Consider the following 25606-nt stretch of genomic DNA (forward strand, 5'->3'; position numbering starts at 1 on the left):
CCGCCTATATAGGCGCGATGACTCATCCCGCCACCGGCTCGGCCGCCGCCGACATCACCGCCCGCCTCACCGCCACGCTCGCCCCGACGAAGCTCGACGTGATCAACGACAGCGCCAAGCATCGCGGCCATATGGGCGATGATGGCAGCGGCGAATCGCACTTTACCGTCGTGATCGAAAGCGCCGCATTCGCCGGCAAGTCCCGCCTCGAACGCCAGCGCATGGTCAACCGGGCGCTGGGCGACATCATGGTCGAGCGCGTCCACGCCCTCGCCATCCGCGCGACCGCACCTGGCGAATCATGAGCGGACGCACACCGCGTCCCGCGTCACGCATCCTGCTGACCGATCCGGACGGGCGTGTACTGCTGTTCCGCTTCACCCCGGACGATCGTCCGCCCTTCTGGTGCACGCCCGGCGGCGCGCTCGATCCGGGCGAAAGCTATGAAGCAGCCGCTCGCCGCGAGCTGCGGGAGGAGACCGGTCTCGACCTCGATTGCGGGCCCGAAGTCGCGCGCCGCCGGGTCGAGTTCGTCACGATCGAAGGCGTCCCGGTCGATGCCGACGAACGCTATTTCGCGGTGCGCACCGAAACGACCGCGATCGACAGCGGCGGCCATACCGATCTCGAACAGCGCGTGATGCGCGAATGGCGCTGGTTCGACCGCGCTGAGCTTCAACGGCACGACGAACCCTATTTTCCCGAGGACCTGGGGACCCTGCTCGCCCTGACGGAGGCACGATGATGACCGACGATCTCTTCACCCAGACCATCCTGCCGACCACCCACGATCTCGGCGGGTTCAAGGTCCACCGCACCCTTCCCTCGCGCCCGCGCACGATGGTCGGCCCGTTCATCTTCTTCGACCAGATGGGGCCGGCGCATCTTGAGGTCGGCACCGGCATCGACGTGCGCCCGCATCCGCACATCAACCTCGCCACAGTCACGTACCTGTTCGCCGGCGCGATCGACCATCGCGACAGCATCGGCACCTTCGCAACGATCGAGCCGGGCGCGGTCAATCTCATGACCGCGGGCAACGGCATCGTCCATTCGGAACGCTCGCCCCAGTCGCAGCGCGACGCCGGCCCGGACCTTTCGGGCATCCAGACCTGGCTCGCGCTGCCGGAGCGGTTCGAGGAGATGGACCCGGCGTTCGAACATGTCGCCGCTGCCGATCTTCCCGTCGTCGACAGCGGGAATGCCCGAGCCCGCGTCATCATGGGGTCGCTCTGGGGTGCGAGCGCACCGACCACCACCTATGCCGGCACGATCTACGCCGATATCGAGCTCGCGGCCGGCGCCAGCGTGCCGATCGACGCCGATGCCGATGAGCGCGCCATCTACCTCGCCATGGGTCAGGCCTCGCTGGACGGCTGGGAGCTGGAACCACAGACGCTCTACGTCCTGCGCCCTGGCATCGCCGCGACGCTGCGTTCCGCGTCGGGCGGCCGTGTGATGCTGTGCGGCGGCGAGGCGTTCACGACCCCGCGCCATGTCTGGTGGAACTTCGTCTCCTCGGACCGCGACCGGATCAACCAGGCCAAGGAGGACTGGAAGGCCGGGCTGTTCCCCAAGGTGCCCGGTGACGACAAGGAATTCATCCCGATTCCCGAAGTGCCCAAGACCGTCAGCTACCCTTGAGGGCTTGATCACGGCCTCGCGTCCCGCCATACCCTATCTTCGAAAATATGGAGAGGCATATGGCGGGTTTCGAGCTTCAGCGGATCGCATTGTCCACCGGCGTCGAGCTCGATGTCGCAACCGCCGGCGATCCCGCCGCGCCCGCGATCATCCTGCTCCACGGTTTCCCGGAATCGCACCGCACCTGGCGCCACCAGATCCCCGAGCTGGCAAAGACCCATTTCGTCATTGCCCCCGACCAGCGCGGCTTCGCCCGCTCGTCCAAGCCCGAGGGCGCGGAGAACTACGCCCCCGACAAGACCGTGGGCGACCTGATCGCGCTCGCCGATCATTTCGGCAAGGACCGCTTCGTGCTGGTCGGCCACGACTGGGGCGGTGCGATCGCGTGGATGGCCGCGCTCCAGCACCCGAACCGGGTCGAGCGGCTGATCATCGTCAACGCCCCCCACCCCTTCGTCTTCCAGAAGTCGCTGTTCGACGACATGGAGCAGCGCGCCGCCAGCCAGTATATCCGCCTTTTCCGCAACCCCGGCCTCGAGGCGCAGCTGGAGGCGATGGGCCTTGGCACCTTCTTCGACACCACCTTCGCCCGGCACGCCAACCCCGCGCTGCTCGCGCCCGAGCGCGACGCCTATCTCGACGAATGGAGCCAGCCCGGGGCGATGACCGCGATGCTCAACTGGTATCGGGCCAGCGCGATCGTGGTCCCCGGGATGGACGAGACGCCCGAGCGCCCGGCCTTTCTCGACGGCCCCTTCCCGTCGCTGCAGATGCCGGTGCTGGTCATCTGGGGCATGGGCGACACCGCGCTGCTCCCCGTCCAGCTCGAAGGACTCGACCAGCTCGTCCCCGACCTCAAGATCGTGGAAGTCGATGCAGGCCATTTCGTCCCATGGGAGAACCCGGCGGCGGTCAACGCCGCGATCCGGGAGTGGCTACCCTAGCGAGCCTGACGGCTCCGCCGCATGCCCGGCGCCTTCTTCACCGCCGGGTCGGCGAGCAGCCGCGCATAGTCTTCGCTCTCCATCCCGACCAGCGCGATGCGCCCCTCGCCGTCATGATGGACGCCCCAGCCGAACTGCTTGACCAGCGGCGACGCGCGCAGGCACGCCTGCGGCTTGGCGAAGAAGGTGTCGCGATCCTTGTCCCCGCCCCGCGCGAGATGCGCGGCGTGGAGCAAATCGTCGCTCGTCATCGCATAGGGTTTCCCCGCCAGCAGAGCGTGCTGCGCGCCCGCGACCGTTTCCGGCTTCTCGGGGGTCGTCCCCACTGTCACCGGCGTGTCGGGCGATGCGGTGATCAGCGTGTCGCGATAATTGGTCGTCTTCATGCAAGCCACTCCGCCCATGCACCATGCGGATGCGCCTTACCCAGCAAGCGCGGTTCCGTCCCGCCCGGCCAGTAGCGCACAACCAGTTCGTGTTGCAGCGTCTCACGGTTCGCTTCCAGCATGATCCAGGCCAGCGGCCGCTCCGCGCTGGCCCTTGCGCCCGCTTCCTCCATCGCCGCGGTGATCCGCGCCCGCCTCGCATCGCCCAGATATTGCCAGACGATCGAATGCATCAGCACGCGACTGGTCCCCGCAGCCTGCGGCCTCTCCAGCGCCGCCTCGACGAACTCGGCCGCATCGGCCTGCACCAGATCGGGCCTCCGCTCACCTGCCGACTGCGCCGAGAAATCCAGCCGTGCGAACCGCTCGACATGCTCGCGCCATACGAACGCCCGCAACCGCAACAGCTGCGCCGGATCGGTCAGGTCGACCGGCGCGACATCGCATCCCCTGATCGACTCGAATCTCCAGCCCTCCGGCACATCCGGCGGCGCCGGGCCGCGCCAATCGGGCGCGATCCGCATCCCCGACTCCGCTGGTCCAACTCCGACCCCGCCCAGGTCGTAGCGATAGCGATCGATCATCAGGTTGATCCCCGCGCTCGACCCGATCTCGATACACTCCCAGCGCGGCGGCAATCCCTGCCCTGCCAGCCACAGCAGCGCGGCGACATATCCCCACGACCGCCCCGCCTCATTGGTCTGCGGCGGCCCGTCCAGCCACGGTCGCAATTCCGCGTCGTGCCGCGCGATCGCTTCGCCCACCAGCCGCTCGGCATCCGCCAGCGCCGCGGGGTCGCCGTCATAGAGCGGCGCCAGCGCGGGCTCGGCTCCGCTCAGGTTCAACGCGTGCAGCCCCGCCGCCGCCCGCAAGGGCAGCGCATCGGCCATCGGCACCCCCGGCCATTCGCGGATCGTCTTCAGGAACGCGCCCGGCCCGTCCAGATTGGCCAGCATCGCCTCGACCACGCGCATCGTGATCGTGCCACCGTTCGCCCGGCAGTAATCGACCTGATTGGCAAAGGCCGCGCGCACATCGTTCGAAGTCATCCAGTCGCGCATCGCCAATGCTCCAGGCCGAATCGTGCCCGCTTGTTGCGCCCTTCCCCCCACCCAAGTAAAGGCGCGCCACCATGTCGGAACCGATCATCCTCGCCGTGCCCAAGGGTCGCATCCTCGAAGAGGCGCTTCCCCTGCTCGCGCACGCCGGGATCATCCCCGAACCGGCCTTCGCGGACGAGGGCAGCCGCGCGCTGCGCTTCAAGACCAACCGTCCCGACATCGACCTCATCCGCGTCCGCGCGTTCGACGTCGCGACCTTCGTCGCGCACGGCGCGGCGCAGCTGGGCATCGTCGGATCTGACGTGCTCGCCGAGTTCGCCTATTCGGAACTCTATGCCCCCGTCGATCTCGGCATCGGCTATTGCCGCCTGTCGGTCGCCGAACCGGCCGCGCTTGCCGCGACAGACGATCCGCGCGGCTGGAGCCATGTCCGAGTCGCGACCAAATACCCCTCGCTCACTCGCCGCCATTTCGAGGCGCGCGGCGTGCAGGCCGAGTGCATCAAGCTGAATGGCGCGATGGAGCTAGCGCCCTTGCTAGACCTTGCCCCCCGCATCGTCGACCTCGTTTCCTCGGGTCGCACGCTCAAGGAGAACGGCCTGGTCGAGGTCGAGACGATCATGGAGGTCTCCAGCCGCCTCGTCGCCAACCGCGCCGCGTTCAAGACCCGGCCGGAGATCGTGCCGCTGATCGATGCGTTCCGCCGCGCCGTGGAAGCGAAGGCCGCATGATCCGCCTGTCCACCACCGAACCCGGCTTCGCCCAGGCGTTTCGCGAACTGGTCGATGCCCGCCGCGAGGCGGATGCCGATGTCGCGCGCGATGTCCGCACGATCGTCGCTTCGGTCCGTGACGAAGGCGATGCCGCGCTCCACGCCTTCACGCGGAAATTCGACCGGCACGACCTCAATGAAACCGGCTGGCGGATCGAGAAGGCCGATTGCGCCGCCGCGTTCGACGCGCTCGAACCGAAGCTGCGCGACGCACTCCAGCTCGCCGCCGATCGCATCACGGCGTATCACGAAAAGCAGAAGCCGGCCGACAGCGACACCACCGACGCCGCGGGCGTGCGCACCGGCGCGCGCTGGCAGGCGGTCGAGGCGGCGGGCGTGTACGTCCCCGGCGGCCGCGCAGCCTATCCGTCTTCGGTCCTGATGAACGCGATTCCGGCCAAGGTCGCGGGCGTCGATCGCCTTGTCATGGTCACGCCGACCCCGGATGGCGAGGTCAACCCGCTCGTCCTCGCCGCCGCGCATATCGCCGGGGTGGACGAGATATGGCGTGTCGGGGGCGCACAGGCAATCGCCGCGCTCGCCTATGGCACCGGCCGCATCGCCGCGGTCGACGTCATCACCGGCCCCGGCAATGCCTGGGTGGCGGAAGCCAAGCGCCAGCTCTACGGCGTGGTCGGCATCGACATGGTCGCCGGGCCTTCCGAGATCGTCGTCATCGCCGACGGCAAGAACGATCCCGAATGGATCGCTGCAGACCTGCTCAGCCAGTCCGAGCATGATCCCACCAGCCAGTCGATCCTGCTCACCGACGACGCGATCTTCGCGGGCAAGGTCGCCGAGGCGGTCGATCTTCAGATCGGCACGCTGTCGACCAAGGGCGTCGCGCGCCAGAGCTGGGACGCCAATGGCGCGATCATCCTCACCGGCTCGCTCGACGAGGCGATCCCGCTGGTGAACAAGCTCGCTCCCGAGCATCTCGAACTCGCCTGCGACGATCCGGACGCACTGTTCGCGCGGGTCCGTCACGCCGGATCGGTGTTCCTCGGCCGCATGACGCCCGAGGCGATCGGCGATTATGTCGCCGGCCCCAACCACGTCCTCCCCACCGGCCGCCGCGCGCGCTTCGCCAGCGGCCTGTCGGTGCTCGACTTCATGAAGCGCACCAGCTTCCTGGCGCTCGACGCCGCGGGCCTCGCAGCGATCGGTCCCGCGGCCGTCGCGCTGGCGGAGGCAGAGGGACTGCCGGCGCATGCGAGGTCGGTCTCCCTTCGCCTGCCCTAATGCTCCTGCGAACGCAGCAGTCTAGGGCCGAACCCCGTTCGCTCCGTTGCTCCGGACTTCTGCTTTCGCAGAAGTGTGGACGACGCTAAGGAATTCTCGAAATGCCTAGCCCAACCGCAAAGTCCCGCTCCAAAGCCCGCGCCGCCGCGCGGCTCGCCGCCGTCCAGGCGCTGTACCAGCAGGAGATGGAGAAGACTCCGCTTCCCCAGCTGCTCACCGAGTTCCACCAGCACCGGCTCGGCGCAACGATCGAGGAGGCGGAGTATATCGACGCCGACGTCATGTTCTTCGACGATATCGTCAAGGGCGTGGACGCCCGCCGCGACGAGATCGACGCGCTGATCGCCTCGAAGCTCAGCAGCGACTGGAGCTTCGACCGGCTCGACCGCCCGATGCGCCAGATCCTGCGCGCCGGCACCTATGAGCTGCTTGCCCGCAACGACGTGCCCACCGGCGCTGCGATCAGCGAGTATCTCGACGTCACCGACGCATTCTACGACCGCCGCGAAAAGGGCTTCGTCAACGGCCTGCTCGACGCCATCGCCAAGGCGGTGCGGAGCTAGCGGCGAGCCCGCCACCCTGGCTTGTCACCCCGGCCTCGTGCCGGGGTCCACGTCTCCACCATCCGGAACAGGCTCGGGCTTGCCGGACGTCCCGGCTTGCGATGTTGGATTTCATTTGCTCGTCTCGAAGCGCGCCGGGGCCCCTCCGGCCCGCTCTTTGACATCCTCAAATCATGCCCTCGGGAATGTCCGACACCCGCGCGGACGATACGCCCGTCGTATGAACTTCTCCTCCAAAGCGTATGAACTTCGCTCATTCCGAATAGGCCCGCCTCAACCTAGCGCGGCGTCACATCCCTCGCCCGCCCCAGCACCGGCGGATCGACGATCTGCCCTTGCGCGAAAAGCGCCTCGAGCGCGTCGAGATCGAGCATCCCGCCCGCAACGTCCTTGCCCGCCTTGAAGCTGGTGAAGCCGTCGCCGCCGCCGCCCAGGAAGCTGTTCACGGTCACGCGGTACAGCGCATCGTCGCGCATCGGCTGGCCGCCGATCATCGGCGCGATGATCCGCTGCCCTTCGGGCTTCGACAGATCGTAGCTATAGGTCAGACCGGCCGGGAATAGCAGCGCGGTGCCGTCCTTCTTGGCGAATTGCTGCTCGAGGACCGCGCGCAGTTGCGCGCCCGTCATCTCCTTGACCTGCAGGTTGTTGCCGAAGGGCTGCACCGTGTAGATGTCGCCGAAGGTCACCTTGCCGTCGGTCGCCGCGATCGACGCGCGCACCCCGCCCGGGTTCATCAGCGCGACCTGCGCCCCGCTCGCCCGCGTTGCCGCGAGTTGCGAGTCGGCGATCAGCAGGCCGAGCGGCGACTCCTTCATGTCGTCGTCTTCGTCGCGCAGGATCGGCGCCGAAGCCCGCCCGACCACCCGCTTGGCCCGCGGCTCGGCCGCAGCGGCATAGCGCGCGACATGCGCCGCGACCGCAGCGTCCGCGGCAAAGGTCGGGAACGCCCCGCTTGGCTTCACCGGCCCCGCGCTGCTCGTCGTCCCGTCGCCCTGCACGATCACCTGCGAAGCGCGCTTGCCGGTCACGCGCTTCGTCAGCGGATCGAAGCTCAGGTCGATATCGGTCAGCATCACGCCGTTGTTGCCCGCGCTGGTCAGCAGCACCGGCCTGGCAGGGTTGGTTGCCGAATAGTCGCAGATATAGGCGCGGTGGGTGTGGCCGGAAACGATCACGTCCACCGCCGGGGTCAGCCGGTCCATGATGTCGAGGATCGGCCCGGACAGCCCGTCGCACTTTTCTGGCTGGTCGCTGCGCGCCGGGTAGCCGCCCTCGTGCACCAGCATCACCACGGCGTCGGCGCCCTTGGCCTTGAGGTCGGCCGCCAGCCGGTTCGCGGTTTCCGCCTCGTCGGCGAAGGTGATGCCCCTGATCCCCGCCGGGTCGACATAATTGCCGGTCAGCCGAGTCGTCAGCCCGATGAAGCCGATCGTCACCTTGCCGCGCCCGCTGCCTAAGCTGCGCAACGTGGTGCCGGGGAGCAGGCTGGTGCCGTCCGCCTGGATCGTGTTGCCGGCAAGATAGCGATAGCTCGCCCCTTTGAACGGCTCGATCTGGCAGGGCTCGACCTTGGTGAGTTTCGCGCAGCCGCCGCTCTGGAGACGCTTCAGTTCCTCCGTCCCGCGATCGAATTCGTGATTGCCCGCCGCGTTGATCTCGAGCCCGGCCATGCTCAGCGCCTTCACCGTCGGCTCGTCGAGGAACAGCGACGAGACCAGCGGGCTGGCGCTGGTCAGATCGCCTGCAGCGACCACTACGCTGTGCGTCGCCCTGGCCTTCAGCGTCTTTACCGCCGTCGCAAAATAGGCAGCGCCGCCCGCGGGCACCTTCGCCACCGATCCGTCGGGCGCCTGCACGTCGATCGCTCGCCCCGGCGTCTGGAGCGCGCCGTGGAAATCGTTGAAGGCGATGATCTTGACCGTCAGCGGCGCGGCCGGGGCTTCGGCCCGATGCTGCGCACAACCCGCAAGCGCCAGCGCCCCCAGCGCCGTCACGATGATCCGCTTCATTCGATTGCTCCCGCGAGTTGTTTCGTGACCGCGGATAACAGTGCTGACCTTACCCGTCACCGACGCGTTCGATATCGGCGCCGACGCCCTGCAACTTCTCCTCGAGCCGCTCATAGCCGCGGTCGAGGTGATAGATGCGGCTGACCTGGGTCTCACCCTCGGCGATCAGGCCGGCAAGGATCAGGCTCATCGATGCACGAAGGTCGGTCGCCATCACCGGCGCCCCGACGAGCCTGTCGACTCCGTGCACCACCGCGGTGCGCCCGCGCACATCGATGTTCGCCCCCATGCGCGCGAGCTCGGGCACGTGCATGTAGCGATTCTCGAAGATCGTCTCGGTCAGCACACTCGCGCCTTCCGCCTTGCACAGCATCGCCATGAACTGCGCCTGCATGTCGGTGGCGAAGCCGGGGTAAGGCGCGGTCGAGAGCGTCAGCGGCTTGAGCGGGCCATTGGCTGCGACACGCACGCCATCGGCCTTTTCCTCGACGGTCACGCCGGCCTCGACCAGCGCGTCGAGCGTCGCACGCATGTCGTCCGCCTTGGCACCCTGCAGGAACAGGTCGCCGCCAGTGATCGCCGCGGCGCAGGCGTAGCTGCCCGCTTCGATCCGGTCTGGCATCACCTTGTAGGTCGCGCCATGCAGCCGCTCGCGGCCCTCGATCGTCAGCGTCTCGGTCCCGATCCCGTCGATCGACGCGCCCATCGCAATCAGCAGATTGCAGAGATCGACGATCTCCGGCTCGCGCGCCGCATTCTCCAGCACCGTGGTGCCGCGCGCGGTTGCCGCCGCCATCAGCGCATTCTCGGTCGCGCCGACCGACACCACCGGGAAGCGATAGCGCCCGCCTGCCAGCCTTCCGCCGGGCGCAGTCGCCTTCACATAGCCCGCCGCCAGCTCGATCTCGGCACCCATCGCCTCAAGCGCCTTGAGGTGCAGGTCGATCGGGCGGTTGCCGATCGCGCAGCCGCCGGGCAGCGACACCGTCGCCTCGCCCGCCCGGCCCAGCAACGGCCCGAGCACCAGGATCGACGCGCGCATCTTCCGCACGATGTCATAGGGCGCGACGGTCGAGGTCAGGCGCGACGCGCGCACCGTCAGCACGCGGCCAAAGTCGTTGGGCCGAGTCCCCTCGATCGCCGTCGAGGCACCGAGTTCGTTGAGGAGGTGCCCGAAGCCGTCGGCGTCCGCCAACCGCGGCAGATTGCGCAGCGTCAGCGGCTCGTCGGTCAGCAGCGCGCAGGGCATCAGCGCGAGCGCCGAATTCTTCGCGCCCGAGATGGCGATGGTTCCGGAAAGGCGCTTGCCGCCGCGAATGAGGATACGGTCCATTTTCGGGCTTCTATCGACTCGCGGGCGCCGCGCAAGCGGGGGACGTCAACGGGTCAGCGCACAAATGGCCTCAGGCCTTCTCCAGCGTGCACTGGAGCGGATGCTGGTTCTGGCGGGCGAAGTCGATCACCTGTGCCACCTTGGTCTCCGCGACCTCATAGGTGAAGACGCCGCAAACGCCCACGCCGCGCTGGTGAACGTGAAGCATCACCTGGGTCGCCTGCTCCATGTCCATCTTGAAGAAGCGCTGGAGCACCAGCACCACGAACTCCATCGGCGTATAGTCGTCGTTGAGCATCAGGACGCGATAGGGCGTCGGCTTCTTGGTCCTGGCGCGCGTGCGCGTCGCGACGCCGGTCGATGCGTCGCCATCGTCGTCGCGGTCGGCATCGTCAGCCATCGAAATTGGTTGGAACGGCACTGTCATGAGGACTTCAAAAATATGATAGCGATGAATCGAGGGCAAGGGCGCTAACCCTGATTTTCGTGAGCTCTGGACGACAAAAAAGGCGACCGCTCGCGCGGCCGCCCCTTTGTTCGTTCAGTCCGTGGCGATCAGGCCGCGGTCTTGACCTTCTCGACCGCTACCGCGACGCGGCTGGAGATCGGCTGCGCGGCGTCGCCGGCCAGCTTGATGAAGGCTTCAGTGTTCTTCGAGGTTTCGGCGACGACCGAGTCGAAGACCGAGCGGACATAGTCGCTCTGCAGCTTGAAGAAATCGGCCGGGGTCTTGACCGCCGACAGGTTCTTCAGGGTCGCGGTCGCGTTCTCGAACGACTTGCGGCTGTACTCGGCGGCGTCCTGGCCCAGCGCTTCGAAGCCCTTGGCAGCGATCTTGCCGCTCTCGACGAGCGCTTCGACATTGCCCTTGGCGAAGTCGGTGAACTCACCCGCCAGCTTGGTGTTCTTCTCGACGGCGGCCTTGGCGCGCTCGTTGAAGTCGGCGAACAGCGCCTGGGTCTTCTCGACGGTGTTTTCCATGATGTCAGTTCCCTTGGTTGCGGTTTCCGCCATCTTGGGGGCGGTGTCTTCGATGATCTGCTCGACCGGCGCGGCGATTTCCTCGACGGTCTGGGTAAGCGTCTCCGCCAATACTTCGGCAGGCTTGGTCACGGTTTCGATCACCGGTTCGACGACCGGGGTCTCGATGACAGGCGCTGCTTTGGCTACAATTGGAGCAGCCTTCGGTGCCTCAGGCTTGGTCACCGGGGTCTTCGCAACCGGCTTCTTTGCACCGGTACGTGGAGCCTTGCTGGCCATTGAACGTCCTCGCAGCGATTGTTGCGATGCAACATATACGCGTTGCGCGAGACAGTTTCAAGACAGTTTTTTGTGCAGTGCACAAAAAACCTTAGCGGGTCTTCACATAACTCCCGGGTGCATCGCCAAGCCCTTCTTTCGGCTTGGGAATTCTCGCTCCCTTCGCCGCAGTACGCGGCTCGCCAAATCCCTCGATCCAGCTCATCCAATCGGGCCACCAGCTGCCCTTGGTCTCGGTCGCACCTGCAACAAACTCCTCCAGAGTCGCAGCGGCCCCGTCGTTGGTCCAATACTGATATTTCTGTGCGGAGGGCGGGTTGACCACCCCGGCGATATGCCCCGATCCGGCCAGCACGAAACGCAGCGGCCCCGCGAAATGCTCGGTGATCTTCCAGACGCTGCGCGCCGGGGCGATATGGTCCTCGCGCCCGGCCTGGATATAGGCCGGCGTTACGACCTTGCTCAGATCCACCGGCGTCGCGCCGATGCTAAGCGCCCCCGCCTGGGCGAGCAGATTGTCGCGATAGAGGTCCGCCAGATAGCTCGCATGCCATTTGGCCGGCAGGTTGGTGACGTCCGAGTTCCAGTGGAGCAGGTCGAACGGCATATAGTCCTCGCCGAGCAGATAGTTGCTCGACACGTAGTTCCAGATCAGGTCGCGCCCGCGCAGCAGGTTGAAGGTCGCGGCCATATAGCGCCCGTCGAGAAACCCGTCGGTGGTCAGCGACTGGATCAAAGCCAGCTGTTCGTCATCGACGAAGACGTTGAGATCGCCGGCTTCGCTGAAATCGACCTGCGCGGTAAAGAAGGTCGCGCTCTTGACCTTTTCCGCCTGTCCGCGCGCGGCGAGAACAGCCAGCGTCGCGGCGAGCGTGGTGCCCGCAACGCAATAGCCGATCGTGTGCACGGCATCGACGTTCAACAGCTCGCGCACGCTGTCGATCGCGTCGATCTGCCCGCGCTCGACATAGTCGTCCCACACGACGTCGGCCATGCTCGCGTCGGCCGACTTCCAGGAAACGACGAACACCGTCAGCCCCTGCTCCACCGCCCAGCGGATGAAGCTCTTCTCCGGACTCAAATCGAGAATGTAGAAGCGGTTGATCCATGGCGGAAAGATCAGAAGCGGCGTCTCGATCACCGTCTCGGTCGTCGGCGAATACTGGATCAGCTCGTAGAGCGGGGTACGCTTGACCACCTTGCCCGGCGTCATCGCAATATTGTCGCCCAGCGCGAACACGCCTTCGGCGGTCTGCGTCATCTGCCCTTTGCTCAGATCCTTGAGCATGTGCTGCAAGCCCTTGAGCAGGCTCTCACCCTTGGTCTCGACGATCTTCTCGATCACCACGGGATTGGTCGCGGGGAAGTTGGACGGGCTCATCGCATCGATGAAGCCCTGGGTCGCGAACCGTGCCTGCTCGCGCTGCTTGGGCGTCAGCCCCTCGATCGAATCCACGCCCTTGAGCAGATGCTCCGACACGGTGAGATAGCTTTGGCGGATAAAGTCGAACACCGGCTGCTCGCGCCATTGTGGCGCCTTGAACCTTTTGTCGCGCGCCTGTTCGGGCGTCTCCTCGAACGTCCCCGCCTTGGATGGGTCAAGGAAGCGCTGCCACAATGACATCGTGTCGGCCCAGAAATCGGCGCCGGCACGCATCGCTGCGGCGGGATCGAGCGGCGACATCGTCGCCAGGCTCGGCATCGCCGGCATCTGCGGCGCCTTGGCCATCAGGTCGAGGCCCTGCTCCATCAGCATCTGCTGCGCCCGGCCCCACACCCAGGTCCAGTGCTGGAGATCCTCGAGGCTCGGGGCTGCCGCCACCTCGGGCGCTGCGGCCGAGGGCGCTTCCGCCTTCATCTCGGGTTTCGGTTTCGGTCTCGCGGCTGGCTTGCGGGCTTTGGTCGGTTTCGCGGCCTTGGGCGCCGCCGTCTTTTTCTTTTCCGCCACCACGCGCCTCTCCTCTGGCATGCCCGCCCGCCCCCTGTATAACGGCGCCGCGCATCCAGCGCGACCTCAAGAGGAGCTCACCGAGAAATACGATGTCCGAAGAATTCTACCGCATCAAGCGCCTGCCGCCCTACGTCATCGCCGAAGTCAATGGCATGCGGGCAGCGGCACGGGCGGCGGGCGAGGACATCATCGACCTCGGCATGGGCAACCCCGATCTGCCGCCGCCCCAGCACGTCATCGACAAGCTGTGCGAGGTTGCGCAGAAGCCCTCGGCGCACGGCTATTCGCAATCCAAGGGCATCCCCGGCCTGCGCCGCGCCCAGGCGAACTATTATGGCCGCCGCTTCGGTGTCGATGTCGATCCCGAGAGCGAAGTCGTGGTGACGATGGGGTCGAAGGAGGGGCTGGCCAGCCTCGCCACCGCGATCACCGCGCCGGGCGACGTGATCCTTGCGCCCAACCCATCCTATCCGATCCACACCTTCGGCTTCATCATCGCGGGCGCGACGATCCGCGCGGTGCCGACCACGCCTGACGAGCACTATTTCGAAAGCCTCGAGCGCGCGATGAACTTCACCGTGCCGCGCCCCAGCATCCTGGTGGTGAACTATCCGTCGAACCCGACGGCAGAGACGGTGGATCTCGCCTTTTACGAGCGGCTGGTCGCCTGGGCGAAGGAGAACAAGGTCTGGATCATCTCCGACCTTGCCTATTCGGAGCTCTATTACGACGGCAAGCCGACCGTCTCGATCCTGCAGGTCAAGGGCGCGAAGGACGTGGCGATCGAGTTCACCTCTCTGTCGAAGACCTATTCGATGGCCGGCTGGCGGATCGGCTTCGCCGTCGGCAACAAGCAGCTGATCGCCGCGATGACGCGGGTGAAGTCGTATCTCGACTATGGCGCCTTCACCCCCGTCCAGGCCGCGGCCTGCGCGGCGCTCAACGGCCCGCAGGACATCGTCGAGGCCAATCGCCAGCTCTACCACAAGCGCCGCGACGTGCTGGTCGAAAGCTTCGGCCGTGCGGGATGGGATATCCCCGCCCCGCCCGCATCGATGTTCGCCTGGGCGCCGCTCCCCCCTGCGCTCGCGCATCTCGGTAGCCTCGAATTCTCGAAGCAGTTGCTCAGCCACGCCAAGGTCGCGGTCGCACCGGGCGTCGGTTACGGCGAGAATGGCGAAGGCTTCGTCCGCATCGCCATGGTCGAGAATGAGCAGCGCCTGCGCCAGGCGGCGCGCAATGTACGCAAATATCTGCAGTCGATGGGCGTCAACACCGGCGTCAAATCGGCCTGATCGATATGGGACGCGAAGGCTTCGACTTCTCGACGCGCCTTCGCGTCCGCTATTCCGAAATCGACGGCCAGAAGGTCGTCTTCAACTCGCGCTACCTCGAATATGCGGACGTTGCGCTTAGCGAATATTGGCGCTGGCTGAAGCTCGCCGACCTGCCCGAATGGCAGGGCATGGAGTTCCACGTCGCCCGCGCCACCGTCGATTTCAAGGCGCCCTTCCGCTATGGCGACGAGATCGACGCCTGGGCCCGTACCGATCGGATCGGTACCTCCAGCCTCACCAGCCGGGTCGAGCTCTGCCACGCGGAAACCGGTGCGCTGCATACCGTGATCGAGCTGGTCTACGTCAATGTCGATCTCGATGCCGGCACCGCGTCGCCGGTGCCGCCCGCCATCCGTGAGCGGATGAATCCCGCGCGCTGAACCGCCGAAGGGAAACCGCCTCTTAACCCTGTCCGGTTAGACTCGGGCTACGATGTTGGAGTTCGCGCGACCAGGCCGCAGCACGCTCATCGCCGGGGGCGTGGGTGCGGCATATTTCATGCTCGCGCTGGCGGCGATTTCCTTCACCCGGCTTAGCGACAATGTCGCGCTGCTCTGGCTGGCCAACGCACCCCTGCTGGCCGCGCTCTGCACGCGCCCGGTGCGCGAACACCGTCAGCTTCTGCTCGTCACCGCCTTGGCGTCGGGCCTCGCAACGATGGTGATCTCGCCCTTCTCGCCGCTCGCGCCGATCTTCATTCTCGCCAATATCGGCGAAGTCGTCCTCGGCTGGTACTTGCTGCGCTATCTCGGGCAGGCACGCGGTGTCTTCCTCCGGCTGCGCTCGATTCCCGCCTTTGCCTTGTCGGCAGGCTTCATCGCGCCCGCCGCAAGCGGCTCGATCGCCGGGATCACCTTGTGGCTGGCACACGGGACCGAGCCAGCCTTCACCTGGGCAAACTGGATGATCGGCCACGGGCTCGGCATCCTGATCGCGACGCCCGTCGCACTTCTGGTGCTCGGCGGACGCACCTATTGGGAAGGGCTGACCCGCCGGCGCGATGTCACCCGCCTGATCCTTGTGATGACCGGCACGATCGCGGTCGTCACCGCGACCTTCGCCCAGACCCGGTTGCCCCTGCTCTTTCTGCCGATCCTCCCGGCGATCATCGCCACGGCGATGTTCCGCTTCGCGGGCGCGGCGCTCAGCGTATTCGCGATCACCACCATCGGTGCAATCTTCACCATGGCAGGCCATGGGCCGGTTGAGTTGGTGATCGGAAGCCAGGCGCTTCACCTGCAATTTTTCCAGTTCTACCTCGGCATCGTCTTCCTGATCGTCCTGCCCTTCGCCACGCTGATGGCGGAGAATCGCCGCCTCGCCGACGCCGTCGCGGCGAGCGAGGCGCGCTACCGGATGATCGCGGACCACGCTTCGGACGCGATGCTGACGCTCGATCCCTCGGGCACGATCCGCTTCGCCTCCCCTTCGGTGCGCGAACTCACCGGCTTCGAACCGCTCGCTCTGATCGGACGGAACGCGCTCAGCCTGATCGCTGAAGAGGATCGCGAGCATGTCCGCACCGTGCACCAAACCGCGATCGCGACTCCCGAGTCGGCGCACCGGGTCGAGTATCGCGGCCTGACTGCCACCGGTACCACGCGCTGGTTCGAGACCACCGCACGTGCCGTCGCCAAGGAAGACGGCCGCGTCGCGAGCATCGTCAGCGTCGTGCGCGACCTCAGCCAGTACAAGGCGCGCGAGGCGGATCTGGAGCGTCAGGCGGCGACCGACCCGATGACCGGCGTACTCAACCGGCGCGCATTCGAGCGGCGGCTGTCGGAGAATGCATCACGCGAGTTCGGTCATGTCGGCACGCTGGCGGTACTCGACCTGGATCACTTCAAGGGCGTGAACGACCGGCTCGGCCATGCGGCAGGCGACGCCGCCCTGCTCAGCTTCGCCGATCTGATGCGCGCCAATCTGCGCAGCGAGGATGCGATCGCCCGGCTCGGCGGCGAGGAGTTCGCGATCCTGTTTCCGACGCTCTCCGCACCGGCCGCGCTCGCCACCTGCGAACGCCTGCGCCGTGCTCTCGAACGGACCGACATCGCCGCGGCCGAGGGAAATTTCCGGGTCACGGTGAGTATCGGCCTCGCCCCCATGCAACCCGGCATCCACGCCGACGAACTGATGCGCCGCGCCGATGCCGCGCTCTACCGGGCCAAATCCGCCGGCCGCAACCGCACCGTACTCGCCGACGGCTGAAGCGTTACTCCGCTGCTTCCTGCGGCGCGCCGTGCCCCTCGCCCGCAACATCTTCGGGCAGCGACCAGAGCAGGTCATGCTTGGTCAACGGGCGGCCATCATGGCTCATCACCTGTACCGGCGCGATCCGCCGGTGATCGCGCGCATCGACCAGCACGGGAGTCGCAGGCATCCCCGTCTCCCAGCGCTCACCCCACTGCCGCAGCGCGACCATCGTGGGCAGCAGCGCAAAGCCCTTGTCGGTCAGGCGATACTCCACCTTGCGCCGGTCGTCGTCGCAGGTCTGGCGGGCCAGAATGCCGTGATCGACCAGCCGCGCGAGGCGGTTGGCGAGGATATTCCGGGCGATGCCCAGTTCGGACTGGAACTCCTCGAAATGATAGAGGCCGTTGAACGACGCCCGCAAAATCAGGAAGGACCAGCGCTCGCCCATCGCCTCCAGCGCGGCGGGCAGGCTGCAGTTGTTGGCCAACTGACGAAGCGGTTCTCGCAGTCCATTGTGACCCATAACCGTCGAACCTACTCCGAAATTCCCTGGTGGACAAACTGGTTCGGTTACCGCAATGCAGCACCAGTTTCCGATTGCAACTTAACGCCTATAGAGATAAGTAGCGATTCGCAACCTTTGTTGCGTACCCCAGGGAGAATTGCATCATGACCCGCCTCGTTTCGCTTGCCGCCGCAGCGCTGTCGCTCGCGGCGATCATGCCCGCCACCGCCCAGACCCAGTCGGGCGCCCACTATGCCGCGACTGCGGTCGAAGCGCCCGGCAAGAGCAGCTTCGTCACGCAGAACACGATCTGGAAGTGCAAGGACGCGGTGTGCACCGCGCCCCGCGCCGCATCGCAGGACAAGGTCGTGTGCGAACGCGTCGTGCGCAACGTCGGCACCCTCTCGGCCTTTACCGCCGGTGGCACCGCGTTCGATGCCGAGGCGCTCGCCGCCTGCAACGCACGCGCGCGCTGATTCGAACGGCTTCAAGTCACACCAAAGCCACAGTGAAGCGGGCATCGGCATTGCCGGTGCCCGCTTTGCGTTGAAACATATTGCAAAGCAGCAGCCCGCCGCACCATCTTGGAGCGGTGCTGCGTCAATATGAACTTGTCGATCGGGTCCTGAGCTACGATCCCGAAGCGGATGAAGCGCTTCTCAACCGCGCATACGTGTTTTCGATGCACGCGCATGGCAGCCAGAAGCGCGCGTCCGGCGACCCCTATTTCAGCCATCCGATCGAGGTCGCGGGCATCCTGACCGACCTCCATCTCGACGACGAGACGATCGCGACTGCGATCCTCCACGACACGATCGAGGACACGGTCGCGACGCCTGAGGAGATATTGAGCAAGTTCGGCCCCAGCGTCGCGCGGCTGGTGGACGGGGTCACCAAGCTTTCGAAGATCGAAGCGCAGACCGAGAATGAGCGCGCGGCAGAGAATCTGCGGAAATTCCTGCTCGCCATGTCCGACGACATTCGGGTGCTGCTGGTCAAGCTGGCCGACCGGCTGCACAACATGCGCACGCTCCATCATATTCCGAAGCCGGAGAAGCGCCGCCGCATCGCGCGCGAGACGATGGATATCTACGCGCCGCTCGCCGAGCGGATCGGCATGTATGAATTCATGACCGAGATGCAGACGCTCGCCTTCCGCGAACTCGAGCCCGAGGCCTATGAGTCGATCACCAAGCGGCTCGAAGGACTCAAGATCGAGGGTGAGGACCGCATCGCCAAGATCGGATCGGGTTTCAAGCTGCTGCTCTCGCGCGGCGGCGTCGATGCCGAAGTGCTGGGACGCGAGAAACACCCCTATTCGATCTGGAAGAAGATGTCGGAGCGGCACGTCAGCTTCGAACAGCTGTCGGACATCATGGCGTTCCGCGCGATCGTCGGGACCGAGGAAGAATGCTATCGCGCGCTTGGCATCATCCACCGCCGCTGGCCGTTCGTGCCCGGCCGGTTCAAGGACTATATCTCGACGCCCAAGCGCAACGGCTATCGCTCGCTGCACACTACGGTGATGCACGCCGGCGACACCCGCGTCGAAATCCAGATCCGCACGCAGGAGATGCATGCTCAGGCCGAGCACGGCCTCGCGGCGCACTGGGCGTACAAACAATCGGGCGTCCGCCCCGACACGCAGGTCCGCTGGATCCAGGACCTCGTCGAGATTCTCGAGACCGCCGAAAGCCCGGAGGAACTGCTCGAGCACACCCGGATGGCGATGTATCAGGATCGGATCTTCGCCTTCACACCCAAGGGCGAGCTGATCCAGCTACCCAAGGGCGCCACCCCGATCGACTTCGCCTATGCCGTCCATACCGATCTCGGCGATCAGGCGGTGGGTGCCAAGATCAACGGCCAGGTCGTGCCCCTGCGCACAGAAATTCAACAAGGCGACCAAGTCGCCATCCTGCGCTCGAAGGCGCAGCGGCCGCAGGATAACTGGCTCAACTTCGCGATCACCGGCAAGGCGCGCGCCGCGATCCGGCGGCATCTGCGCCACAAGGAGCTGGACGAAACGATCGCGCTCGGCCGCAAGCTCTATGACGACATCGTCCGCCGCCTGCCGGTGCCCATCGGCGAGGAGGCGCTGGGCGCCGCGCTCACCCGCCTCAAGCTCGACGATGCCGACGCACTGATGGAGGCGATCGCGCGCCGAAAGCTCTCCGACGTCCAGGTGATGGAGGCGCTGATGCCGGGATCGACCGAGGGCGACCTTGCCCCGCTTCCCGCCACACGCGATCCGATCTCGATCAAGGGCCTCACCCCCGGCGTCGCCTTCACCCTCGCCCCGTGCTGCCACCCGATCCCCGGCGATCGCATCGTCGGCGTGCGCCAGCCCGGCGAACCGATCGAGATCCACCAGATCAGCTGTCCCAAGCTCGACAATGTCGAGGACAAGGACTGGATCGACATCGGCTGGGGCGACAAGGCCGAGGGCGGCACCGCGCGCATCGCGGTGACGGTCAAGAACGAGCCCGGCGCGCTCGGTGCGGTCGCGACCCTGCTCGGCCAGCACAAGGCGAACATCCTCAACATCCGCTTCGACACGCGCGACACGACCTTCCACACCAACATGATCGACCTGGAGGTGCGTGACGCGGCCCATCTGATGAAGCTGATCGGCGCCCTGCGCGCGGCCGACGCGGTGAGTTCGGCCGAGCGCGCCTGAAAGATTCTTGCCGCGCGTCGCGGGTGCGCTAGGCTGGCACCACACTAGCCGAAAGGATCGTCCCTTGGATCGCCGCACCTTCCTCGCCTCCGGCACTGCGACCGCTGCGCTCGCCGCCTCACCCGCCGCCCGCGCGCTCCAGGAGTCGGCCGCAAAACCAGCCGCGGGACCGGGCGATGCCGGGCTCAACGCGATCTTCGACGATGTGCTGCGCCAGACGATCCAGCGCTCACCCGAACTCGCCACCTCAATCGGGTTCGACAAGGGGCCGGGCGCGGCGCTGAAGCGGCAGCTGACCGACCGCTCGCCGGCCGCCAAGGCGAAGGCGCAGGCCGAGACCAGGGCCGCGCTCGCCCGGATCGAAGCCGTCGATCCCGCGACGCTCTCCGAAGCCTCCAAGCTCGACCGCGAGATCGTCGCCTATTCGCTCAAGACCCAGCTGGTGCCGCGCGAGCGGTTCGATCTCGACGCGGTGATGCGCCCGTTCGCGATCTTCCAGCAGGGCGGCATCTATTTCTCGATGCCCGATTTCCTCAACACCGCGCATACGATCAACACCGCGGACGATGCCGAGGCGCTGCTGTCGCGGCTCGAGCAGATGGGACAGGCACTCGACTACAACACGCAGGAACAGGCAGATCTAGGCAAGCGCGGCGTCGTCGCCCCCGATTTCTGCCTCGACCTGACGATCGAGCAGATGGCCAAGCTGCGCGCGCCTGCGGCGGCCGACAACACCATCGCCAAATCGCTGGTCCGGCGCGCCGCGGCCAAGGGCATCGCGGGCGATTGGGGCACGCGCGCGGCCAGGATCATCGACGCGTCGGTCTACCCCGCGCTCGACCGCCAGATCGCGCTGATCAAGGCGCAGCGGGCCAAGGCCCGCACCAGCGCGGGCGTATGGGACGTGCCGCAGGGCGCGGATATCTATGCGGCCGCGCTCGCACAGGCCACGACCACCAATTTCACGCCCGACGAAGTCCATAAGGTCGGGCTGGAGGAAGTGGCGCAGATCACCGCGGAACTCGACACGATCCTCAAGGCTCAAGGCCTGACCAAGGGCAGCGTCGGCGAGCGGCTGACCGCGCTCAACCAGCGTCCCGATCAGCTCTGGCCCGATACCGCGCAGGGACGGATCGACCTCATCAAGTCGCTCAACGTCGATAACGACAAGATCGCCAAGCTGCTGCCTAAGATGTTCATCGACCCGACCCGGGCGCCGCTGGAGATCCGCGCGGTGCCGGTCGAGATTCAGGACGGCGCGTCGAACGGCTACTACAATCGCGCCGCGCTCGATGGCTCGCGCCCGGCCATCTACTTCATCAACCTCAAGAGCGTCGGCGACTGGCCAAAATACACTTTGCCCTCGCTGACCTATCATGAGGGGCTCCCGGGCCATCACCTCCAGATCAGCACATCGCAGGCGGCCGAAGGGCCGATGATCCGTAAGTTCAGCTTCTTCGGCGCCTATACCGAAGGCTGGGCGCTCTATGCCGAACAGGTCGCCGACGAACTCGGCGCCTACGCGACTGATCTGGAGCGCGCCGGCTATCTCCAGTCCTTCCTGTTCCGCGCCGCGCGGCTGGTGATCGACACTGGCATCCACGCCAAGAAGTGGAGCCGCGAGCAGGCCACCGACTATATGGTCGATACCGTCGGCTTCGCCCGACCGCGCTCGCAACGCGAAATCGAACGCTACTGCACCCAGCCGGGTCAGGCGTGCAGCTACAAGATCGGCCACACCAGCTGGGTCCGGGCGCGCCGGAAGGCGCAGGAGATCGCGGGCGCGAAGTTCGACCTCAAGCGCTTCCACGAGGTGATCCGCCGCGGCGCCGTTCCCCTCACCACGCTCGAAAGGCTGGTCGAGGAAGACGCGCGGCGGATGGCGGCGGGCTGAGCGACCGGTGCGGCCCGGGGCTTACTTGCCCCCGAGCCGCAGCGTCAGCGATGCACCCCACATGCGCGGTTCGCCCGCGATGAAGGTCGGCATACCCAGGCCGTCGCCGGTATTGCCCGCGTCCTTGATATATTCCTTGTCGAACAGGTTGGTGACGAAGCCCTCGATTCGCCAGCGGCCGTTGGCGGTCTCGATCCCGATGCGCGCATTGACCGTGGCAAAGGCGCCCTGAACCTCATCCTGCACGGTATCCGGGATGAGGTTACCGGTCTGCAACCGGGCGATGTCGTTGTCGTCGTCGAAGAAGACACGCGACTGCCAAGTGACGTCCGGGGTGAAGTCGATCGCCACCGGCCCGACGTCGCCGCGCAGCGTCATGCCCGCCGACGCGCTGTGATCGGGCGAAAGGCGGAAGCGGTTGCCATCGCGCGCGCCCGCTTTGAAGCGGCTATGGTTATAGGCGTAGGTTGCGAACAGATTGACCCAGTCCGCCGGGTTCCAACGCATCTGGCCCTCGAACCCATAGCTTTCCGCCTTGCCGGCGTTGACCGTGACGAAGGTGGTGCCGACCTGCTCGGTCGTCTGGAAGTTGCTGTAGTCATAGTAGAAAGCCGCGGCGTCGAAGAACAGGGTGCGGCCCATCAACTCGGTCTTGAGACCGACTTCGAAGCTGTCGACCGTTTCGGCAGGCAAGACGTTGAACCGCGCCGCGCCGCTTGGCGCTGCGGGCGGGGAGACGCCTAGCACTTCGGGCCGGCGTCCGCGCGCGTAATTGGCATAGACGCTTGCCTGCGGGCTGAGCTCGTAGCGAGCCGTGGCGCGCCAGGTGAAGCCGCCGCTGTCGTTGCTCGCTTCGGCCAGATTGCCGTTACCCGCGGTCGGCTGGAGGCCGAGGCCGAACATCGGCACCGGGTAGAGCGCCGATTGCGGGATGTTGGCCGCGCCCGGCACCGCGAGCGCGTTGAGCAGCGCGGTTCGCGTCGGCTCGCTCTGACTGAGTGCGCCGATGAACCCGCCCAGGATCGAGCGGCCATTCTGCACCGACGCGGTATAGCGCGTCCGCTTGTCGTCGCGGCTGTAGCGGATGCCGCCGCCGATCTGGAATGCGTCGGTCACGTCGAAGGTGACGTCGGCGAACAGGTCCCATGCCTTGGTCCGGCTGAAATTGGTGCTGGTTTCGCGATGCGCACTCTTGAGGTTCGCGGCGATGCCGGTGGCGGTCGCGACAGGCAGGATCAAATTGGTCTGTGCGTCGATCACCGCGTCGCGGTTGGGCGTTCCAGCCGGAACCAGCGTGGAGACATTCTGGCGCACGATGCCGCGCAGCAGTTGGCTGGTGAAGGCGGTGTTGCCGAATACCGAGATCGGCGCCGGATCGGTCGCCGGGCGGCCCGGGATCGCGCCGCCACCGTTCAGCGCGTTGGCGACCCGCGCCAGCGCCACGCGCTCGTCGAACTGCGAGGGCGCGCGCTGATGCCCGTCCTCGTAGAAATAGGTCGCGCCGACAAAGCCCTTGAGCGGGCCGCCATTGTCCCAGTTGAGGCGCAGCGTCGCCATGGTCTGGGTGCCAGCCGCGTCCTCCGCCGCGGTCAGCGCGGGGAGCGAAATGCCGTCGGCGTCGAAGATCTCGGTGCCGCTGAATTCGCGATAGGCGAGCGTGCCGTTGAGCGCGAAACCGTTGCCGAGCTCGGCATTGGCGATCCCGGTGACGCCCCAAACCTCACGCTCGAGACCGAGGCGTTTGCCGCCTTCGAACCCCGGGCCAGCGGCAAGCGCCGCGCCGCTATTGCGGCCGCGATTGCCGATCACCGCGCCGGTGATCGTGTCGGTCGGGTTGTAGGCGATCGACTTGAACGCAGTGCCGGTGGCGCGATCGGTCTGGTAGTTGCCGATCAGGTCGAAAGTGAAGCCCGCCGGCTCCCAGCGCAGGCTGCCGCGTACCGCCTCGCTCTCGATCCCATTGAAGTCGCGCCCGCCCAGCAGATCCTCGACGAAGCCGTCACGCTTCTTGACGCGCGCCGCGGCGCGGATGGCGAGATTCTCGGCCAGCGGGATGTTCCACGTCCCGTCAACGCGATACATGCCATAGTCGCCGCCCGACACATGCAGCATGCCATAGCCGGCCTTCGGATCGGCCTTGGCCTGGATCAGGTTGACCGCACCGATAAGCGCGCCGCGGCCATACAGGGTCGATTGCGGGCCCTTGGCGACCTCGATCCGCTCCATATCGAACAACTCGACATAGGAACCGCGCGACTTGGAGATCGACACGCCATCCTGAAACACCGACACGCGCGGTTCGTTGAACGCGCTGCCCGAATCCGAGGTGATGCCGCGCATCACGAAGCCGGGATTGTTGGGCGACTGATTCTGCACCTCGAACCCCGGCACGTAGCGCGAGAGCGCGTCGAACTCCTGGATACTGAGCCGCTCGAGAAACTTGTCGTCATAGGCGGTCAGCGCGAACGGCACCTCGATCGGGCGCTGTTCGACGAACTGCGCGGTGACTACGATCTCACCCTCGGTGGGGGCCTCTGCCGGCGCCTCCTGCGCCAGTGCGGGAACGGCTGTGACCAGCGCGATCGAACTGGCGAGCATCGGAAGCGGGAAGCGGATCGGCATGATTGAGAGCCCCTGTTGACGTGGACGGAATGTCCCGGTCGGGGCCTCATGTCGGCAATTGGTGACGAACCTGTTGCAGCGCACCATTGCACGCAAAAAAAGCCCGCCCGGCACGGGCCGGACGGGCAAGGAAATCGGCACATGGGGTGCCGGAGGGTCTCGTTCAGGTTGCGGCGCCGGCTCGCTCCCGACTAGCTCGCGGACGGGCCTGCGGCGCGGGTCGCCTGATCCATCAACGCCTTCGCGGTCCGAATTGCATCGGCTTCCTTGGTCTTACCGCTCTGGATCTCATCCGCGATGCCCAGCAGGCGGCTGGCGATCACCGTGCCGGCCTCAGCCGCCTCGGTGATGCGGATGCCGTTCTTTGCGGTGGCGATGCGATCCCATTCCCCGCGAACCGCAGCCCAATAGCCCTTGGTCGCCGCCCAGTAATCGTCCGCCGCCTTCACCGCGTAGCCGTCGAACTTGGTGTATGTGTTGAGGACATATTCCTGCACCACCGGCTCGAGCCTGCCGCCGAATTGGCCCATCTTGGTGTTGTCCTGCCAGTGGATCCATCCGGCGGGGCTGATCTGGTGGCGATTGATCCCGTAATAGCGGTCATAGACCGGGCCGCGCACCGCATCGCGGCGGGCGAGCGGACGCCAGGTCCAGTTCGAGCGCCAGCGGCGGACTCCCGCTTCGGTCGTCCACTGGCCCCAGCCGCCATAGCGGGGGCTGTCGTCGACCTGATAGACGGTCTGCGACCAGCGGCCCTTGCGCATGCGCTCGGGCACGTCCTCCCAGGTCCAGCTGTCGGGGCCGGAATAGACCAGCAGCCTGGCCGGCTCATATTCCCAGTCCTGACGCCAGTGCTTGATGACCATGTCCTTGCCCTCGTGGCTGACGACGAGCAGGTGCTGGAGGCGGATCACGCGACCGGTGTCCTCGATCACGCGAACCGATTCATGTCCGCCCGAAACTTTGGCCTCGATCGGCGTGTAATCGGCGCGCCACGGCGTCGATTCCCGCATGTCGAACCGGACCTTGTAGTTGCCGGCCATCGCCAGGATGTCCTTGCGATCGGCCTCGAACGATGCCTTTGCCTCCGCCTCGCTGCCCTGCTTGACCGGTCCGTCCGCGAGCGCGGGAGTGGCACAGGCGATCAGCGCGACGCCGGCGATCCACATCATCTTCTTCATTGTTCTTGCCCTCTTTTCTGGTCGTT

23 protein-coding genes are annotated in these 25606 nt (G+C 66.3%); 13 read left to right on the forward strand and 10 right to left on the reverse strand.

Annotation, left to right across the window (positions count from 1 at the left end; translation table 11 throughout):
- Positions 1 to 17 precede the first annotated feature (17 nt).
- From BDW16_RS06270 to BDW16_RS06285, 4 genes are read left to right on the forward strand one after another with little or no spacing between them, the layout of a single operon-like run.
- Positions 18 to 305 carry a BolA family protein gene (locus BDW16_RS06270; protein ID WP_066580922.1) on the forward strand — a complete coding sequence of 96 codons (288 nt, stop codon included), beginning with the start codon at positions 18 to 20 and terminating at the stop codon, positions 303 to 305.
- Positions 302 to 745: an NUDIX hydrolase gene (locus BDW16_RS06275; protein ID WP_066580921.1), complete on the forward strand. Its 444-nt coding sequence runs from the start codon at positions 302 to 304 to the stop codon at positions 743 to 745. The genes BDW16_RS06270 and BDW16_RS06275 overlap by 4 nt, the downstream gene beginning before the upstream one ends.
- On the forward strand, positions 742 to 1644 hold the full coding sequence (locus tag BDW16_RS06280; protein WP_066580920.1) for a pirin family protein: 903 nt from the start codon (positions 742 to 744) through the stop codon (positions 1642 to 1644). Before BDW16_RS06275 ends, BDW16_RS06280 begins: the two co-directional genes overlap by 4 nt.
- A 59-nt stretch (positions 1645 to 1703) precedes the next feature.
- On the forward strand, positions 1704 to 2588 hold the full coding sequence (locus BDW16_RS06285; RefSeq protein WP_066580918.1) for an alpha/beta fold hydrolase: 885 nt from the start codon (positions 1704 to 1706) through the stop codon (positions 2586 to 2588).
- On the opposite strand, the gene BDW16_RS06290 is transcribed toward BDW16_RS06285, so the two are convergent.
- Together BDW16_RS06290 and BDW16_RS06295 are read right to left on the reverse strand one after the other, a co-directional pair.
- Positions 2585 to 2974 (reverse strand): DUF6157 family protein, encoded by a 390-nt coding sequence (locus tag BDW16_RS06290; protein WP_174532075.1) that lies wholly within the window; start codon positions 2972 to 2974, stop codon positions 2585 to 2587. The two genes, BDW16_RS06285 and BDW16_RS06290, sit on opposite strands and share 4 nt — an antisense overlap.
- On the reverse strand, positions 2971 to 4035 hold the full coding sequence (locus tag BDW16_RS06295; protein WP_066580914.1) for a DUF2332 domain-containing protein: 1065 nt from the start codon (positions 4033 to 4035) through the stop codon (positions 2971 to 2973). The genes BDW16_RS06290 and BDW16_RS06295 overlap by 4 nt, the downstream gene beginning before the upstream one ends.
- Before the next feature lie 71 nt (positions 4036 to 4106).
- Between BDW16_RS06295 and hisG the strand changes: the two genes are divergently transcribed.
- The 3 genes from hisG (at position 4107) to nusB (ending at position 6612) form a co-directional block, all read left to right on the forward strand.
- On the forward strand, positions 4107 to 4766 hold the full coding sequence (gene hisG, locus BDW16_RS06300) for an ATP phosphoribosyltransferase (RefSeq protein ID WP_066580911.1): 660 nt from the start codon (positions 4107 to 4109) through the stop codon (positions 4764 to 4766).
- Positions 4763 to 6049, forward strand: coding sequence for a histidinol dehydrogenase (hisD, locus tag BDW16_RS06305; protein WP_066580909.1), 1287 nt, complete (start codon positions 4763 to 4765; stop codon positions 6047 to 6049). The genes hisG and hisD overlap by 4 nt, the downstream gene beginning before the upstream one ends.
- Before the next feature lie 101 nt (positions 6050 to 6150).
- Positions 6151 to 6612: a transcription antitermination factor NusB gene (nusB, locus tag BDW16_RS06310; RefSeq protein ID WP_066580906.1), complete on the forward strand. Its 462-nt coding sequence runs from the start codon at positions 6151 to 6153 to the stop codon at positions 6610 to 6612.
- A gap of 278 nt (positions 6613 to 6890) precedes the next feature.
- Here nusB and BDW16_RS06315 read toward each other — a convergent pair whose 3' ends face one another.
- The 5 genes from BDW16_RS06315 to BDW16_RS06335 form a co-directional block, all read right to left on the reverse strand.
- The gene (locus BDW16_RS06315; protein WP_066580904.1) at positions 6891 to 8624 is read right to left on the reverse strand and encodes a bifunctional metallophosphatase/5'-nucleotidase; all 1734 of its coding nucleotides are present in this window, start codon (positions 8622 to 8624) and stop codon (positions 6891 to 6893) included.
- Positions 8625 to 8673: 49 nt separating this feature from the next.
- Complete coding sequence (gene murA, locus BDW16_RS06320; RefSeq protein WP_066580902.1) at positions 8674 to 9957, reverse strand: UDP-N-acetylglucosamine 1-carboxyvinyltransferase; 1284 nt, start codon at positions 9955 to 9957, stop codon at positions 8674 to 8676.
- Between the two features lie 70 nt (positions 9958 to 10027).
- Positions 10028 to 10357, reverse strand: a complete 330-nt coding sequence (clpS, locus tag BDW16_RS06325; RefSeq protein ID WP_066580901.1) for an ATP-dependent Clp protease adapter ClpS — start codon at positions 10355 to 10357, stop codon at positions 10028 to 10030.
- Positions 10358 to 10512: 155 nt separating this feature from the next.
- Positions 10513 to 11217 (reverse strand): phasin family protein, encoded by a 705-nt coding sequence (locus BDW16_RS06330; RefSeq protein WP_066580900.1) that lies wholly within the window; start codon positions 11215 to 11217, stop codon positions 10513 to 10515.
- A gap of 91 nt (positions 11218 to 11308) precedes the next feature.
- Entirely contained in the window at positions 11309 to 13075 is a 1767-nt protein-coding gene (locus BDW16_RS06335) for a PHA/PHB synthase family protein (RefSeq protein ID WP_066580965.1), read from the reverse strand.
- Between the two features lie 182 nt (positions 13076 to 13257).
- Between BDW16_RS06335 and BDW16_RS06340 the strand changes: the two genes are divergently transcribed.
- From BDW16_RS06340 to BDW16_RS06350, 3 genes are all read left to right on the forward strand, one after another.
- The gene (locus tag BDW16_RS06340; protein ID WP_066580898.1) at positions 13258 to 14463 is read left to right on the forward strand and encodes an LL-diaminopimelate aminotransferase; all 1206 of its coding nucleotides are present in this window, start codon (positions 13258 to 13260) and stop codon (positions 14461 to 14463) included.
- Between the two features lie 5 nt (positions 14464 to 14468).
- Complete coding sequence (locus BDW16_RS06345) at positions 14469 to 14885, forward strand: acyl-CoA thioesterase (protein ID WP_066580894.1); 417 nt, start codon at positions 14469 to 14471, stop codon at positions 14883 to 14885.
- Between the two features lie 100 nt (positions 14886 to 14985).
- Positions 14986 to 16713: a sensor domain-containing diguanylate cyclase gene (locus tag BDW16_RS06350; RefSeq protein WP_164519427.1), complete on the forward strand. Its 1728-nt coding sequence runs from the start codon at positions 14986 to 14988 to the stop codon at positions 16711 to 16713.
- A gap of 4 nt (positions 16714 to 16717) precedes the next feature.
- Here the strand turns inward: BDW16_RS06350 and BDW16_RS06355 are convergent, their stop codons facing one another.
- Positions 16718 to 17221, reverse strand: a complete 504-nt coding sequence (locus tag BDW16_RS06355) for a winged helix-turn-helix transcriptional regulator (protein ID WP_066580892.1) — start codon at positions 17219 to 17221, stop codon at positions 16718 to 16720.
- 146 nt (positions 17222 to 17367) lie between these two features.
- Here BDW16_RS06355 and BDW16_RS06360 point away from each other — a divergent pair, with 146 nt between their 5' ends.
- From BDW16_RS06360 to BDW16_RS06370, 3 genes are all read left to right on the forward strand, one after another.
- Positions 17368 to 17679, forward strand: coding sequence for a CC_3452 family protein (locus tag BDW16_RS06360; RefSeq protein ID WP_066580891.1), 312 nt, complete (start codon positions 17368 to 17370; stop codon positions 17677 to 17679).
- A 116-nt stretch (positions 17680 to 17795) separates the two neighbouring features.
- Positions 17796 to 19883, forward strand: coding sequence for a RelA/SpoT family protein (locus BDW16_RS06365; RefSeq protein ID WP_066580889.1), 2088 nt, complete (start codon positions 17796 to 17798; stop codon positions 19881 to 19883).
- A gap of 64 nt (positions 19884 to 19947) precedes the next feature.
- Positions 19948 to 21777, forward strand: a complete 1830-nt coding sequence (locus tag BDW16_RS06370; RefSeq protein ID WP_066580887.1) for a DUF885 domain-containing protein — start codon at positions 19948 to 19950, stop codon at positions 21775 to 21777.
- Positions 21778 to 21798: 21 nt separating this feature from the next.
- Here the strand turns inward: BDW16_RS06370 and BDW16_RS06375 are convergent, their stop codons facing one another.
- Together BDW16_RS06375 and BDW16_RS06380 are read right to left on the reverse strand one after the other, a co-directional pair.
- Positions 21799 to 24399 carry a TonB-dependent receptor gene (locus BDW16_RS06375; protein ID WP_083954420.1) on the reverse strand — a complete coding sequence of 867 codons (2601 nt, stop codon included), beginning with the start codon at positions 24397 to 24399 and terminating at the stop codon, positions 21799 to 21801.
- 191 nt (positions 24400 to 24590) lie between these two features.
- Positions 24591 to 25580, reverse strand: coding sequence for a DUF6607 family protein (locus BDW16_RS06380; protein ID WP_066580885.1), 990 nt, complete (start codon positions 25578 to 25580; stop codon positions 24591 to 24593).
- Positions 25581 to 25606: the final 26 nt, after the last annotated feature.

The sequence above is a fragment of the Sphingomonas koreensis genome, assembly GCF_002797435.1.
Taxonomy (GTDB): domain Bacteria; phylum Pseudomonadota; class Alphaproteobacteria; order Sphingomonadales; family Sphingomonadaceae; genus Sphingomonas; species Sphingomonas koreensis.

Excerpts from the sequence above, each read along its gene's own strand:
- BDW16_RS06270 (WP_066580922.1), top strand. The coding sequence starts at position 18 with ATGACTCATCCCGCCACCGGCTCGGCCGCCGCCGACATCACCGCCCGC.
- BDW16_RS06275 (WP_066580921.1), top strand. The coding sequence starts at position 302 with ATGAGCGGACGCACACCGCGTCCCGCGTCACGCATCCTGCTGACCGAT.
- BDW16_RS06280 (WP_066580920.1), top strand. The coding sequence starts at position 742 with ATGATGACCGACGATCTCTTCACCCAGACCATCCTGCCGACCACCCAC.
- BDW16_RS06285 (WP_066580918.1), top strand. The coding sequence starts at position 1,704 with ATGGCGGGTTTCGAGCTTCAGCGGATCGCATTGTCCACCGGCGTCGAG.
- BDW16_RS06290 (WP_174532075.1), bottom strand. The coding sequence starts at position 2,974 with ATGAAGACGACCAATTATCGCGACACGCTGATCACCGCATCGCCCGAC.
- BDW16_RS06295 (WP_066580914.1), bottom strand. The coding sequence starts at position 4,035 with ATGCGCGACTGGATGACTTCGAACGATGTGCGCGCGGCCTTTGCCAAT.
- hisG (WP_066580911.1), top strand. The coding sequence starts at position 4,107 with ATGTCGGAACCGATCATCCTCGCCGTGCCCAAGGGTCGCATCCTCGAA.
- hisD (WP_066580909.1), top strand. The coding sequence starts at position 4,763 with ATGATCCGCCTGTCCACCACCGAACCCGGCTTCGCCCAGGCGTTTCGC.
- nusB (WP_066580906.1), top strand. The coding sequence starts at position 6,151 with ATGCCTAGCCCAACCGCAAAGTCCCGCTCCAAAGCCCGCGCCGCCGCG.
- BDW16_RS06315 (WP_066580904.1), bottom strand. The coding sequence starts at position 8,624 with ATGAAGCGGATCATCGTGACGGCGCTGGGGGCGCTGGCGCTTGCGGGT.
- murA (WP_066580902.1), bottom strand. The coding sequence starts at position 9,957 with ATGGACCGTATCCTCATTCGCGGCGGCAAGCGCCTTTCCGGAACCATC.
- clpS (WP_066580901.1), bottom strand. The coding sequence starts at position 10,357 with ATGGCTGACGATGCCGACCGCGACGACGATGGCGACGCATCGACCGGC.
- BDW16_RS06330 (WP_066580900.1), bottom strand. The coding sequence starts at position 11,217 with ATGGCCAGCAAGGCTCCACGTACCGGTGCAAAGAAGCCGGTTGCGAAG.
- BDW16_RS06335 (WP_066580965.1), bottom strand. The coding sequence starts at position 13,075 with ATGAAGGCGGAAGCGCCCTCGGCCGCAGCGCCCGAGGTGGCGGCAGCC.
- BDW16_RS06340 (WP_066580898.1), top strand. The coding sequence starts at position 13,258 with ATGTCCGAAGAATTCTACCGCATCAAGCGCCTGCCGCCCTACGTCATC.
- BDW16_RS06345 (WP_066580894.1), top strand. The coding sequence starts at position 14,469 with ATGGGACGCGAAGGCTTCGACTTCTCGACGCGCCTTCGCGTCCGCTAT.
- BDW16_RS06355 (WP_066580892.1), bottom strand. The coding sequence starts at position 17,221 with ATGGGTCACAATGGACTGCGAGAACCGCTTCGTCAGTTGGCCAACAAC.
- BDW16_RS06360 (WP_066580891.1), top strand. The coding sequence starts at position 17,368 with ATGACCCGCCTCGTTTCGCTTGCCGCCGCAGCGCTGTCGCTCGCGGCG.
- BDW16_RS06375 (WP_083954420.1), bottom strand. The coding sequence starts at position 24,399 with ATGCCGATCCGCTTCCCGCTTCCGATGCTCGCCAGTTCGATCGCGCTG.
- BDW16_RS06380 (WP_066580885.1), bottom strand. The coding sequence starts at position 25,580 with ATGAAGAAGATGATGTGGATCGCCGGCGTCGCGCTGATCGCCTGTGCC.